Here is a 13,940-nt window from a genome sequence, read left to right as displayed (position 1 = left end):
TGCCTCAACTGGATCAAAAAATACCGCGAACCAGCCCCTGAAGGCGAAGCCGGTGCTGGATCAGCCCGCGGAGAACGGCGCCGTCGTCGCGCCTGACCGTCGGGCATGGCACAATAATGTAGACGGGGCCCGGATCACACTATCACGTGAGAAGGGCCCTTCTTGTTTTCAACAAGCAATAAAAATCTGTAACTTGTATTAGCTACGCGATAGAAAAGCATTACCGGACAAAGAGTAATGCCGGGGAATTCGAGCAAGGAGAGAATAGTGTCCAAAGATGCTCATATTGTATTTACGCCTTCTGGCCGACGGGGTGATTTCCCGGTTGGCACGCCTGTCCTGAGTGCAGCACGGAGCCTCGGCGTTGATATCGACAGTGTTTGCGGTGGTCGTGGAATCTGTGGGCGCTGTCAGATCCAGGTCGGTGAAGGCGATTTCCAAAAACACAAGATCGTCAGTTCCTGTAACAATATGACTGCCTTTTCCAGCGTTGAAGAACGCTATGCCAGCAAAAAAGGCATGAAAGAAGGTCGTCGTCTCTCCTGTCAGGCCCTGATCGAGGGTGACCTGCTGATCGACGTTCCGGCAGAAAGCCAGGTGCACAAGCAGGTTGTTCGCAAACGTGCCGATGTGCGGGAAATCGAAATAGATCCTCCGATCCGACTGCACTATGTCGTGGTGGAAGAACCCGACATGCACAAGCCCTCTGGGGACCTTGAACGCCTGCAGGCCGGACTGGAAGCACAGTGGGGTCTGAAAAATCTTCATTGTGATCTGCGCACCCTGCAGACACTCCAGCCTATTCTCCGCAAAGGCCAGTGGCAGGTCACTGTCGCCGTGGAAAACGAGAAAACCATTATCGCGGTCTGGCCCGGCTTCAAGGAAAAGGCCTACGGGATCGCTGTCGATCTGGGATCGACCACCATTGCCGCTCATCTGTGCGATCTGCAGACAGGGGAAGTAACCGCCTCATCAGGAATTATGAACCCGCAAATTCGCTTTGGTGAAGATCTGATGAGCCGGGTATCCTATGTCATGATGAACCCCGGCGGCGAGAAGGAAATGACCGCCGTGGTCAGGGAGTCACTGGATATTCTGATTGGTGTTGTCGCGGAAGAAGGCAAGATCGAACGCAGCGATATTCTCAGCATGACCTTCGTCGGCAACCCGGTCATGCATCATCTGCTGCTCGGGATCGACCCGGTCGAACTGGGCGGGGCTCCCTTTGCCCTGACGCTGAACTCCTCGATCCATCTCTATGCTTCAGAACTTGACCTGAACATAAGCCGGGATGGCCGGGTCTATATCCTTCCCTGTATTGCCGGACATGTTGGTGCAGATACAGCCGGGGTCATTCTTTCTGAGGGCCCGCATTTCCAGGACGAGATCACCCTGATCTGTGATGTCGGAACCAATGCAGAGATTGTTCTGGGCAACAAGCACCGTTTGCTCGCCTGTTCTTCTCCTACAGGTCCGGCATTTGAAGGAGCCCAGATTTCCAGCGGCCAACGCGCGGCCCCCGGCGCCATCGAGCGTATCCGCATTGACCCTGTTACCCTGGAACCCCGTTATCGGGTCATCGGTTGTGATCTCTGGTCTGATGAAGAAGGTTTTGCTGAACAGACCAAGGACTTTGGTGTCACCGGGATCTGCGGGTCGGGCATCATTGAAGCGATTGGCGAGATGTTCCTTGCCGGAATCATCCAGACAGACGGCATTATCGATGGCAGCCTCGCCGAGAAGTCTCCTCGTGTTCGCTCCGCAGGAAAAACTTTTGACTATGTGATCAGCGAGAGCGAGCCGGTTATTACGGTAACCCAGACCGATGTGCGGGCCATCCAGCTTGCCAAAGCAGCCCTCTATGCCGGTGTCAAACTGCTTATGGAAAAGCTTGGTGTCGAAACCGTTGATCGTATCCAGCTTGCCGGAGCTTTCGGCAGCCATATCGACGTCAAGTACGCCATGGTGATCGGCCTGATCCCCGATTGTGATCTTGCCAGAGTTCAATCCGCGGGCAACGCCGCGGGTACCGGAGCCAGGATTGCCCTGCTCAATAAAAAATCCCGCAAGGAAATCGAGGACGTTGTGCACCGGGTCGAGAAAATCGAGACCGCTGTCGAGCCCAAATTCCAGGAGCATTTCGTCAATGCCATGGGGATGCCACACACGACTGATGAATTTGTCCACCTGGCAGGCGTGGTCACCCTTCCACCAAAGAAAACCGGTAAATCCGGCGGAGATGGCGAAGATGGTGGTGGTCGCAGACGCCGCCGCCGGGCTTCCTGATCCGGAACAGGCAGTCAATTTTATTTCATAACAAAGGGGCAGCCATAACGGCTGCCCCTTTGTTATGTTCAATCCTGCGGGCAGGCCTCTCCGCGTTCAAGTGACTGTAACGGCTGTTTTTTTACTGTAACAAAAGCTAAATTCGCTTTTTCTCTTTGAAAACAATCAAGTTGAAAAATTTTGTTTCTTTAAAACCAGGTTCGAAAAATTCTTTTTATTCAAACCCTTATTTCACATGCTTCTTTTATTGGTGCGATAATACAGCGCCAAACTTTTGATTTTAAAGAAATTAACTTTCTATTAACCAATGAATCACATATAATTGATCCCACAACACAAGAATGTCACAGGCATGACGTCAATAATTTTCTGCCCGATCCCTCAAGGATCATTCCCCTCGAGGATCATTCAAGGCAGAGAGCGGTTGAAGGAGGTTTTAAAAAATGCCGACGACAGAACAGCTGGAATCAAGCCTGGCGCAGGAAAATATCACGCACCAGACCTTCGGGATAAGCAAAAAAGCTTACGACGGGGTTATTGCTTTTCAACTTGAAAAGCATGGTTTTGCAGGGGCGCTTCGTATAATCAAGAAACAGGTTGCCACACTTGAGGCGGTTCGACACTGAGACAAGAAGTAGCTACACCATCTTTTCTGGCTCTCCCTAACGGGATTGAGCAGAAGTTTTCTGCATAACTTCCCCTGACCTTTTTCTGCAGACTTTAAGATTCCGCTGCTCAATCAGACGCGGAGGAAACTTACCCCGATGTCGGCTTTACCATCACTCTGATCTTCCAGAAAACCCGACAATATCAGGCCATGCCCTGCTCTCGGGTAAAAAGAAGTGTGGAATCATCCGAATGATCAGGCTGAAAGCGGTATCCCCCTGATGTGAATTCCTTTAGCCCTTCGGGACGATCGATGCGCTGCTGTATAATAAAGCGGGCCATCATGCCACGGGCACGTTTGGCCGGAAAGCTGATGACCTTGGCGACGCCGTCCATGATTTCCTTGAATACCGGTGTAATCACACGCGCCCCCGCTTTACCAGCTGCCAATTTTTTGGGACGCACCGCTTTGAAATACTCATTCGAAGCAAGATTAACCAGAACATTACCACCCAGGCGCTCCAGCTCCAGGTCCAGCTGCACGGCAATCTGATCGCCCCAGAAATCATAGAGATCTTCGCCAAGCGGATTAGACAACCGTATCCCCATTTCCAGTCGATAGGGCTGCATCAGATCCAGAGGGCGCAACAGCCCATAAAATCCAGACAAAATCCGCAGGTGGTCCTGGGCATAGGCAAGATCATCATTATCAAGACTATCTGCATCAAGACCGACGTATGTATCACCCCGAAAAGTTTCCACAGCAATCTTTGCGTTCTCGGCAGTAAAGGGAAGTTTAAAGTCCCGGAAACGCTGATAATTCAGCTCTGCCAGATTTTCACTGATGCTCATCAACTGCCGAAGATCTGCACGGCTCAGATCACGGGTTACACTCAATAGATCGCGTATCTGGTCATGAAAAACAGGTTGTGTTGTGGAAATGTCCCGTATAGCCGGGCTTTCATCCAGTTTTTTTGCCGGAGAAACAACTGCGAGCATAATAACCTCAATCAATAAAAATCTGACCGACTATACCTAGGTCGGTCTCTCAGGAGAAACAAGTGTAAACAGCCCGGCCAGCTGATCTTTACTGATAACACCCCTTCACAATCCCATGAGGAACCTGCAGGCCGCTCCAACAAGACAGGACACTGTGTTAACCTGAGAAAATCGATACTCAAAACCTGATATCTGTCACGAACACCGGGAGAACCTATTTCATGCAGCGGATCAAACTGACCTTTCCCGGCGCAACCGGGCTTGAGCTGGCCGGGGCACTGGAATTGCCTGACCAGGTACCCTTGGGATACGTACTCTTTGCCCATTGTTTTTCCTGTGGCAAGGATATTCCCGCAGCCAGCAGGATAAGCCGGAGCCTTGCAGAAAAGGGCTTTGCAGTCCTGCGTTTTGATTTCACCGGGCTGGGGGGCAGCAATGGTGACTTTGGCAATACCAGCTTCTCGACCAATGTAGAAGATCTCGTCGCCGCCGCAGCAGCCCTGCGTGAGCGATATAAAGCCCCTGCCCTTCTGATAGGGCACAGTCTCGGAGGCGCGGCAGTACTCGCCGCAGCCCATCAGATTCCTGAAGCAGAAGCCGTGATCACCATTGGCGCTCCCAGCAGCCCGGAACATGTTCTCCATCACCTTGCCGAACAAAAAGACACGATAGAACAGGAAGGCTGTGCCTCCGTAAAACTTGGCAACAGGACCTTTCATATCCGACGAAAGTTCCTTGATGACATTTCAGACCACAATATGAAGGACCATATCCGCAAGCTGAAGAAAGCATTGCTGGTTTTCCATGCACCGCTGGATCAGACGGTCGGCGTTGAAGAAGCCAGAAAGATTTTTGAAACAGCACGACACCCCAAAAGCTTTATCTCGCTTGATCAGGCGGACCACCTGCTGACTGGCCCGGCAGACGCAACCTATGTCGGGCACACCATTGCGGCCTGGGCCGAACGATATATCTCCCTTTCCAGTGAAACTTCCAAACCTAACCGCTCTCAACCAGATACTGTCGGGGCTGGTGAGGTCCTTGTCACGGAACAGGACAAGGCCTTTCTCAGATCCATCAGAACCGACAGCCACAACTGGCTTGCCGATGAGCCCCTGACTATGGGTGGAGGCAATCAGGGGCCCGATCCTTACGAAATGTTATTGGCTGCGTTGGGAGCCTGTACCTCCATGACAATCCGCCTGTACGCCAATCACAAACAATGGCCCCTGAACGACATCAGGGTAACGTTATCCCATACACGTGAACACAGTCAGGACTGCGCAGACTGCGAAAAGGAAGGCCAGAAAATTGACGTTATCGAACGCCGGATAGAACTGACAGGCCCGCTTGACCAGGAACAAAGGGCACGGCTGCTACAGATCGCCGGGCGCTGTCCGGTCCATCGTACACTTGAGAACAAAATCGTGGTCCGCGACCACCTCCTCCCCCTTGCGCCTTCGGCTTAGTTACATTCTGCGCTGGACAAGGAAAGAATATTTATATACGTTTTATATATAAATCATATATGGATTCGCATAATGGGTATTGTCAAAATCTCCAGTGAAGCACACGAACAACTCCGCCTTGCCAGCAAGGCCATGACCCGCTCGATCAACGCCCAGGCGGAACACTGGATGAAAGTGGGACGCCTGTGTGAAACGCACCCACAACTGACCTACCCGGAAATTCTTGCTTTGCTGATGGAAGAAGCACGCGCTTTGGAAGGGCCCGAAAACCAGAACGCCTCCCCAACGCCCCATATCCATAACAGCCAATTATCCAGCTAATTCCCGATATATCATGATCAAGATCAAGACCCCTGCAGAAATTGAAAAGATGCGGGTATCCGGGAAACTTACTGCCCAGGTTCTCGAAGCTGTTGGTTCCCTCATCCGCCCGGGGATATCAACCATGGAAATCAATGATTTCTGCGAAAGCTATATCCGGGATGAACTGAACGCCATCCCCGGCAGCAAAGGACAATACGACTATCCTTATGCCATCAACTGCTCGCTCAATCATGTCATTTGTCACGGGATACCTTCAACGAAAGTGTTTCTCGGTGAAGGTGATATCCTGAATATCGATGTTACCGTCCAGAAAGATGGCTATTACGGCGACAGCAGCAAGATGTTTGCTGTTGGGAAAATAGCCCCTCATGCATCCCGCCTGATCGAAGTCACACGGGACTGCCTCTACCAGGCAATAAAATCGGTCAGGCCGGGTAAAACTCTTGGCGATGTCGGACACGCGATCCAGACTTTGGCAGAACAAAACCGCTACTCTGTCGTGCGGGAATTCTGTGGGCATGGCATTGGCCGGGCAATGCATGAACCACCTGAAGTTGCCCACTTCGGAACCCCAGCTACGGGTACTCCCCTTGTCGAAGGCATGACTTTCACCATAGAGCCGATGATCAATCAGGGACGGTCGGATATCCGTCAACACACGGATGGCTGGACTGTCACCACCCGGGACAGACGCCTTTCAGCCCAGTGTGAACACACAGTTCTGGTAACAGAGAACGGATATGAAATCCTGACACTACGTCAGGAGGAACAAAACCTTATCCAGTACCGGGGTTGAACCGGGTCCTCGGTGGTCTTGTACAGAATTATCTTTTGATCTTTTCCCTTGGCTTCATTAAAATTTTTCCCGATATACATTCAATTTTGAAAGCTTCGGTCAGGATTTCCCTTGTCCAAAAACCTGTATCAGACAGGGCGTATTGGTTTGTTGATACGATTTTACGGGAAATTTTGGACGAATCTACTTATATATACTTCCAGTAGATACTCTAGGGGGACGAAAGAAGTTGACCAACTTTGATACCGCCATTCAAAAAACGCAATCTGAAGTAGAACGCGCCCAGGCAAAAATTAACGAATTTAACAGCCGGATTGAAACGGTGCAGAGCAAGATCAAACAGGGATCTGATATCTCCATCGATATCGAGAATGCCTCGCTTGATGATGTTCATAACCACAGTGAATCCATGAACGCGAACATCGCTGACCTGATCATGGGGCTGGATGATGTTACCGCCGGGTTCTCCAAGGACTTCGACGCCATGCGTCAGAAAACCGCCTGGGAAAGCTTCATCGGTTTCCTGTCTTCGGCCAAAGCTGAGTCCATGCGTGAAGAGCGTATCCGCGCCGCCTCTATTGACGACAAGCTTCAGGATCTGATCGGGAAATCGGATATTATTGTCTCGTTGTTGCAAGGACAGCTCAACACCCTTGAAACCCACAAGAGCCGGGTCGAGACCAATCTGACAGAAACCCTGAACGAGCGCGAAGCCACGGTTCACAGCCTTGAAGATCTCAAGGGGCGTATTCTTGCGCTTGATCCCAAGATCATCGAGCTTGAAGGCAAGATTTCGGTTGAACAGGATGCCGCTGCCCGGACCAAACTCGAAAGTGAACTGGCAGCTCTCAATGGCACCTACAACGAAATGATCCAGCAAGAACAGGTCATGGTGGCAAAGTCACAGACCCTGGAACGTTATATCGAAAAAGGCAAAACCTGGGTCGACAGTCTACAAAACCAGGCTGCGACGCAGATGGTGCTGATTAACAAACTGCAGACCGACACCAAGCAGCGTGTTGTTCTCTATGATGCCCTGACCAAATCCCTGAAAACGGCTCAACAACAGGATGTTGCCCACCGGATCAACGAAATCGGTGTCGCAACGGATCAGGAAGCACAGACAGCCATGGCAGCCATTGGTTCAGCCACGAACCAGCGCATGGCTCAAATGATGGAAAAACACGAAGACCATATGGTTTTTGCCCGTAAGGTACTTGAGGAAAAAGCCAAATCTGACGAGCGTTTTGCCCGCCGTTTTGCCAAGATCGTTGAGAAGCACGACAAAAACCTCTATGGCCAGAACTAAGGTACCAGATTGAACCTGAGAGAGGATCATCACCCTCTGCCCGATGCTGCAGCGACCCGGCGATATTTTGCCAAGTTCGACCGTATCATCGGGCATATGAGGGACGTTGCTGCCGAGGCTTCCGGAAACGGACGCCTCGGGCAGTCCGAGCTGGATATTGTTGAAGGCTATCTGAAATGTCTGTCTTCAACCTTTACAGCACTGTCCTATAAACACCTGATTGCCGCCTTTATTTCCAACGCCCTGCCCCAGGTCCTCGAAATCGACCGCAAGGATTCCGGTTTCCCGGTCTATCGCGAGCTGTTGCAGATGGCCAATGATTTTGTTCAGGCCGGAAAACATCTTATCAGCCTGCCTTCACAGGAACAGCTCAAGGAACAGATGCTCGGTCAGATCCTCGGCGATCTCAAAATCCCCCGGGATCTGCAGTTTGCCCTGTCCCAGCGCATCTATTATGAGCACCTGCAGAACAGGGCCCTGTTCTGGCCCCAGAACGATCCCCAGATCAGCTGGGTTGAAAACCGTGGGGCCCATCGGCGCAGCTACCTGTTGCACTGGGCGATTTTTGACAGCCAGACCAACCTGCCTGTGATCTATATCATGAAGCTGGAAGATTCCGGTGACCTGCCGCTTCAGCGTGACGACAAGCGCTGGCCACGGGTACAAAGTCATCTTTCGGCCCAGTCACCGCTTTCACTCAAACTGGTGACCATTGCGTCCGGGTTCGACCAGGACTTTGATGATCTCCATCCAAAATTTCTGCGCCGGATCATCGTGGGCCCGATGTATTCCGATACCTTTACCGAACAGACCGGGCCGCTTCAGCAGGTCCTCGCCGAAGCTGCCGGAGAACCCGGACTGGACTGGGCCCTGGCCTGGACAATCGAGTCCCTGATTTCAAGCCGGTCCGAGCGAAAATCTGTCGGCATTTTCGAAAAGGTGGACCGCGAGATCTTTGAACTGGATCACTATGGTCGCAGCGAGGCCGAAACCGGAGCGACAGAAACCCAGCGCTCGCTGATCCTGCCGCAGCGGCCCTACCAGATCCTGCAAGACAGAAATCCCGTCGGCCTGAGGACAGTCCGGAAATATGTGGTTGGCTCTGACGGGAAAGTCATGAGCAGCCTGTAAGACAGAAATTTAACAGCGCCCGATAACACAACACTGGTAAACGAGACCTTTTGATGAGCACATCGCAAAACCTGATGGAAATCCGTGAAGAACAGATCCGCAGCCACTACACCAGCGCCGAAGGCCTGCTCGATGGTTTTGATCATACGCCCCGCATTGCCAAACCCCGGAACGGTGTTACCCCTGCGACGGCACAGGAACGTTCACCGGGTATCGGTATCCGTCGCGGTTTTCGTTCTTCAACACCTGGCCTTGCCACGCGCTCGACAGCCCGCCCGGAAGGTGTCCACCTGATTGAACGCATTCAGGCAGCAGATGACAATGACCCCCTGACCAGTCCGGCACAGGCCACCCTGATGCAAGGGCTGAGACGCGCTCTGGCAACGGCTCATGCTGTTTCTGATCTCTATGGCGAACAGACAGTTCTTGCCAATCTCAAGCGTGACAACCTCGAAGGCAAACTTGATACCTCTCGCAAGGTCGAGTTTTCCGAGCTGCTCGCCGGAGCCTCGCTGATCTCGCTACAGGTTTTTGCCAGCATGACCGCGTACCTTTTGGCCAGCCACGTTGCCGAAGCTGGGGAAGGTGATCTGGACATTGGCGAGGTCGAGGAAATTCTGACTGATAATCCTCAACTGGCCCTTCATGGCGCCCTTTGGGAACTGGACCAGACACTTGCGCTCTTTGCCAGTGACGACCAGAAGGTGATCCGGGTCGTCTCGACATTCTGTGAAAAACTGATGGAAAAGGTTGCCCTGCGCGCCCAGAACGCCCCAAGACTTGATAGCTTCAAGGCCGTGAGTTACCGGGTCGAGGCCGATGACTTCCAGATCGACGGTTTCTCTCCTGCCAGTCGAAGCCGCAGCACGCCGCTGATCATGACCTTCAAAAAACCGCACGAGGTCGTTGGCAACCACATCGCCAAATATCAGGCCATGAAGCTGGCCAAGATGCTGATGGCCTATGACTTTGATCGCAAGCTGAACCCCTTTGCCGAACTCGGCGGTTTTATCTTTACCTTTATGGGCGACGGGAAACCCGGAACAGGAAAAACCACCTTGATCCAGATGATGGCCGGGTTACTGAACGACTACTGCCAAGTCGCAGGTTATCCCTTCCGCTATGCCAACCTCTCGACCGAATCTATCGACAGCTATCAGGGAAAATCTGCCCAGAATGCCAAGGCTTTCATCACATCCGTGCTTGATCCTCAGGTGATCGGCTTTGGTACGATTGATGACATTGACCAGATTGCCGGAAAACGCGGTGATCGCCAGTCCTCGGCAGGTCAACAGGAGATCACCGCCGTGCTGATGGAAAGTTTCGCCGGGGCCAATACCGTGGTCCGGGGCAACTGTACCTTTGGCATGTTCTCGAACTACCCCGAACAGGTAGATGACGCCTTGCGCCAACGTGCTGGCGCGCGTTTCCTCGTTGATGGTCCCCAGACACAGGACGACTATATCGATATTCTGCACCTGCTGCTGGGCAAGCGCCACGAGATCCCGTTGGGAGAGCACGAGCTCTATGCCGCACAGGAAATCAAGAAAGCCGTCGCCGCCTCTTATGACGGCCATTCTCGCCCGCACGAAGACGGTCTTGTCAGGGTTTTCGACGAGGTCCAGAGCCGAATTGGCGCACTGGACACCATTGCCAAGCTCGGTTCCTACCTCAACGCGATCAAGGAAGCCGATGAACGCTTCACTGGACGTGCGATCAAGAACATTACCGACGCCGTCAAGGTCCGGGCCATGGATTTTGAATTGCCGGATGAATGGATGGAAAACCCCGATCTGTTCCTTACCAAGGATTACGACAGTAAAAAGAACATGATCAGTGAATTGAGCAAACCGATCACCGTCGATATGGTTGTTCAGGAAATCAACCGTTACGCCGACAGTGAATTCCGCTATGCCGGAAAGTCTGACGAAGCGGCCATTGAAGCCCAGGTCAGGGATATGAACCGCCAGACCGAGGCACGGCGACGTTTTGCCAGCAGTCTTCAAAGCTCCCCAACTGCCAGCGAACAGGAATAACCGGATGTTACGTCTTGTCGAACGCGGTCTGATGTTTGGCAACCTTTTCGAGGTTTCCACCCCCATCATGGTCGAGCGCTATAATCAGGCGCTCGAGCGCCTGTCGGGCAAGCGTACCGCATTGACGAGCTTTCATATTGACGTGTCTGGTTACGCGCCAGAGATAGCAGACGAACTTGAGGATGAACTGTACCTCAACCCCCACGGCTGTAATCGCCAGTTTATTCTGTTATCGACCGAGCAGAAACGTTCTCCGCTGATCAACATGAACTTCTCGACCTCCCGCTCGATCCTCAAGCGGTTCATTATCGATAACGAAGCAGCCCTTTTTGTCCTGACCTCTCGCGATGCGGTCTTTGGCGAGCTGATGAATTCGGTCTATCGCATTACTGAACCGCGTCACCTTTTTGATATCCGCAAGATCCGTATTGATGCCGATACAAATGACCATCGTCTGATCCGGGCTGAAGAACTCTCCAAACTCGTTGAACGGTTTCGTAAGGAACCCGATAGCTGGTGGGATGACCTGCTCTGCGCAGAGATGATCGAGCTGGCAAAAAAGACCGGGGACATCACGCGCTTCCCGGTAAAGCTGGAAAAAACGAATTACGAACAGAACAACTTTCATACGACGCATTTTGGCGGCATTTATATCTTTCGGGATATCAAACGACCGGCAGCAATTTGTTGTCAGGAAGAGAGCACCAAACTGGAATTTCCCATTGATTCGGTGCTGGCACTTGCTGATCGAAAAGCTGTTGCAACCTTTTTCAAGGAAAATGATCTGGTTGAACCGCTGATTGATGCCAGTGATCTTGATGCCGTTGATATTCTGCAGCAACGGCTGGATTTTATCCTGATTGATCAACTCTCCGCCGAAGGGCAGCCGATAGGAAAGCTGTCCCGGCGCGAACTGCGTTCTGTCGCCTTGCGCCAGTTAAAAGAACTGCCTGAGGAATTCAACGGCCTGAATGATCTCTTGAGATGGAAAGAGCAAGGCGGACGCAAACCGGACATCACCCCGGATCATCCCGCCTATTTCTATACCCTACGCGCGCGTTTTCATCCCGATCGTGATCTGGTTAACATGCTGCTGGCGGAGTACATGCCGCACGACATTCTCCAGCTCTTCATCTGCCATAAACGTGCTTTCTACAGCGCCTATAGCGGCTGGAACGATGCCAAACGCAACTATTCTGCCGATTTTCTGGCTCAGGAATACATTACGGACAAGTCAGGCACCCGGCGAGAGCTTTTTGGCAGGGATCGCCCCGCAGATCCCCTTGCCCGCCACGAAGAGAAACAAAAAGCCCAACCCTGGGCGAGAGCCGACTATACCGAAAAAGTCGATGAAATCGTCAGGAACGCCGTCAGTAAAGAAGACAAAAAGAAAACCTATGAGAAACCGCGGAAAAAACCGACAAAAGGTCCATGGGGGGGAACACTGTAATGCTGCTCTGGTTGTTCAGGCTCATCATTATCTTTGCCATACTCACAGTGATCTATATCGCCTTGTCCCGTTATTACCGCTGGGACAAGAAAAAAGAACTGGAAAGCCAGTTCAAGGCTGCGGCAAGGGATGAAAGTGAGAAAGAAAAATTTATTGCCGAAGGTATGGTCGGGTATGACCGTTCTCTGAAAAAACGCCTTTTGCTTGGCGTTTTTGCCCTGCCTCTGTTCATTATTTTCGGCCTTCTCTTTATTGCGAATTTTATGTGAGTCCTCCATGCAGATTATAAAATGGCTTTTCTCTTCTCTTCTGGTCGTCCTTATCGGTGGATTTCTGCATTATAACCTGCCAGGCAAGGATCTGGTGCGCGTCGTGGGCAGCGATGTCAAACGCGTCGACACCTCGACCTTCTGGGATTCCGAAGTTCCGAAGAACGAAACCAAGAGCACAAGAGATGTCCGTTTTATCAACACCGTCTGGCCCGATGGTGTCCCCCGCGTTTTCCGCAACGAAGACACCGACTGGTCCTGGCCGCCCTATCTGAAATTTGATTCCGGTAACCTGCAGGCCGAGGCCCAGTCGCTTATTTCCACAGAAGCTGCCCCGGTCTGGGTCGTGGTTACCCACTATGGCTGGCGCATCCCGATCCTGACGCTCTTTCCCAATGCTGTTGATATCAGGCGCGCAACCGGGCCGGATGAACTGCTCATTCCCTGGTTCAACATCTTCTTTTTTGTCTCGCTCGGGATTGTTTTTTTCCTGGTCGGGCGCTTTCTGCTTCGCCTGAAACGCCGCCACCTCGATCCGACACTGGATGATGTGGCCGAGGCATTCGACGACCTTTCAGAGACTGCAGAGGCGGCAAGTCAACGCACCCGTGAAACCGGGTCAAAGTTCTCCCGCTGGCTCGACACATGGAAACCCAAGGACAAACGGCAGAAGTAATCAGCTCCCCAATGTCTTCCCCATACTTACCCGTGCCTCGATACCATATCCCAGGCTTTCATAGAGTTCGATAGCAGCATCGTTGCCTTTTCGTACCTGCAGATTGACCTTTAGACATCCAATCTTGTGCAAAGTGCGCTCGGCTTCGGCGACCAGAGAGCTGGCAATACCTTTACGCCTGTGGCTCGGGGCAACGACCACGGCGTAGATCCAGCCACGGTGCCCATCATATCCTGCCATGGTCGTGCCAATGATCTGGTCATTTTCCTCGGCAACAAACAACAGATCTGGCTGAAAAGCCTGCTTACGAAGCAAAACACTTTCTGGCTCATTCCAGGATGAAGGGTTCGGTTCATCTGCTCGCCAGAGGGCGATAACCCCTTCCGCATCTCTATCCTGATAGGTCCTGATCTTCATCTGCTTTCTTCCTCATGACGTTTGGCTGGGCATTATTGCTGTACCGTCCCTCTCCTGTACAGCCACAGTCTTCGTAATCTATTCTGGGTAATCTATGTTGGGTAACCTATGCAAGCGTCGCGGATTTAATCAAAGGCGGCGGTTTCCTGCTTGCCCTTGTTAACGGGAATGG

General features: G+C 52.2%; 13 protein-coding genes. 11 read left to right on the top strand and 2 right to left on the bottom strand.

The annotated features are described in order from the left end of the window. Positions 1 to 267: 267 nt before the first annotated feature. Together O4H49_RS18920 and O4H49_RS18915 are read left to right on the top strand one after the other, a co-directional pair. On the top strand, positions 268 to 2,286 hold the full coding sequence (locus O4H49_RS18920; RefSeq protein WP_269425010.1) for an ASKHA domain-containing protein: 2,019 nt from the start codon (positions 268 to 270) through the stop codon (positions 2,284 to 2,286). A gap of 443 nt (positions 2,287 to 2,729) precedes the next feature. Continuing rightward, positions 2,730 to 2,912, top strand: a complete 183-nt coding sequence (locus tag O4H49_RS18915) for a hypothetical protein (protein ID WP_157231019.1) — start codon at positions 2,730 to 2,732, stop codon at positions 2,910 to 2,912. Between the two features lie 184 nt (positions 2,913 to 3,096). Here O4H49_RS18915 and yaaA read toward each other — a convergent pair whose 3' ends face one another. Next, positions 3,097 to 3,891 carry a peroxide stress protein YaaA gene (gene yaaA / locus O4H49_RS18910; RefSeq protein WP_269425009.1) on the bottom strand — a complete coding sequence of 265 codons (795 nt, stop codon included), beginning with the start codon at positions 3,889 to 3,891 and terminating at the stop codon, positions 3,097 to 3,099. 221 nt (positions 3,892 to 4,112) lie between these two features. Here yaaA and O4H49_RS18905 point away from each other — a divergent pair, with 221 nt between their 5' ends. From O4H49_RS18905 to O4H49_RS18865, 9 genes are all read left to right on the top strand, one after another. Beyond that, entirely contained in the window at positions 4,113 to 5,360 is a 1,248-nt protein-coding gene (locus O4H49_RS18905) for a bifunctional alpha/beta hydrolase/OsmC family protein (protein ID WP_269425008.1), read from the top strand. A gap of 72 nt (positions 5,361 to 5,432) precedes the next feature. Continuing rightward, positions 5,433 to 5,681, top strand: a complete 249-nt coding sequence (locus tag O4H49_RS18900) for a ParD-like family protein (protein WP_269425007.1) — start codon at positions 5,433 to 5,435, stop codon at positions 5,679 to 5,681. A 13-nt stretch (positions 5,682 to 5,694) separates the two neighbouring features. Further along, positions 5,695 to 6,480: a type I methionyl aminopeptidase gene (map, locus tag O4H49_RS18895; protein WP_269425006.1), complete on the top strand. Its 786-nt coding sequence runs from the start codon at positions 5,695 to 5,697 to the stop codon at positions 6,478 to 6,480. Between the two features lie 229 nt (positions 6,481 to 6,709). After that, positions 6,710 to 7,789 (top strand): hypothetical protein, encoded by a 1,080-nt coding sequence (locus tag O4H49_RS18890; protein WP_269425005.1) that lies wholly within the window; start codon positions 6,710 to 6,712, stop codon positions 7,787 to 7,789. Between the two features lie 9 nt (positions 7,790 to 7,798). Then, positions 7,799 to 8,920 carry a hypothetical protein gene (locus O4H49_RS18885; RefSeq protein WP_269425004.1) on the top strand — a complete coding sequence of 374 codons (1,122 nt, stop codon included), beginning with the start codon at positions 7,799 to 7,801 and terminating at the stop codon, positions 8,918 to 8,920. Between the two features lie 53 nt (positions 8,921 to 8,973). Then, positions 8,974 to 10,956, top strand: coding sequence for an ATP-binding protein (locus O4H49_RS18880; protein WP_269425003.1), 1,983 nt, complete (start codon positions 8,974 to 8,976; stop codon positions 10,954 to 10,956). Between the two features lie 4 nt (positions 10,957 to 10,960). Further along, positions 10,961 to 12,406 (top strand): DUF6638 family protein, encoded by a 1,446-nt coding sequence (locus O4H49_RS18875; protein ID WP_269425002.1) that lies wholly within the window; start codon positions 10,961 to 10,963, stop codon positions 12,404 to 12,406. Next, positions 12,406 to 12,675, top strand: a complete 270-nt coding sequence (locus O4H49_RS18870) for a hypothetical protein (protein WP_269425001.1) — start codon at positions 12,406 to 12,408, stop codon at positions 12,673 to 12,675. Before O4H49_RS18875 ends, O4H49_RS18870 begins: the two co-directional genes overlap by 1 nt. Positions 12,676 to 12,682: 7 nt before the next feature. Continuing rightward, a complete protein-coding gene (locus O4H49_RS18865; protein ID WP_269425000.1) occupies positions 12,683 to 13,351 on the top strand; it encodes a DUF1523 family protein in 669 nt (222 codons plus the stop codon). Here the strand turns inward: O4H49_RS18865 and O4H49_RS18860 are convergent, their stop codons facing one another. After that, entirely contained in the window at positions 13,352 to 13,768 is a 417-nt protein-coding gene (locus O4H49_RS18860) for a GNAT family acetyltransferase (protein WP_269424999.1), read from the bottom strand. Positions 13,769 to 13,940 lie beyond the last annotated feature (172 nt).

The sequence above is a fragment of the Kiloniella laminariae genome, assembly GCF_027214005.1.
GTDB classification, from domain to species: domain Bacteria; phylum Pseudomonadota; class Alphaproteobacteria; order Kiloniellales; family Kiloniellaceae; genus Kiloniella; species Kiloniella laminariae_A.
The sequence above is the reverse complement of the archived record's forward strand: the minus strand, read 5'-3'. Positions and strand labels throughout refer to the sequence as shown.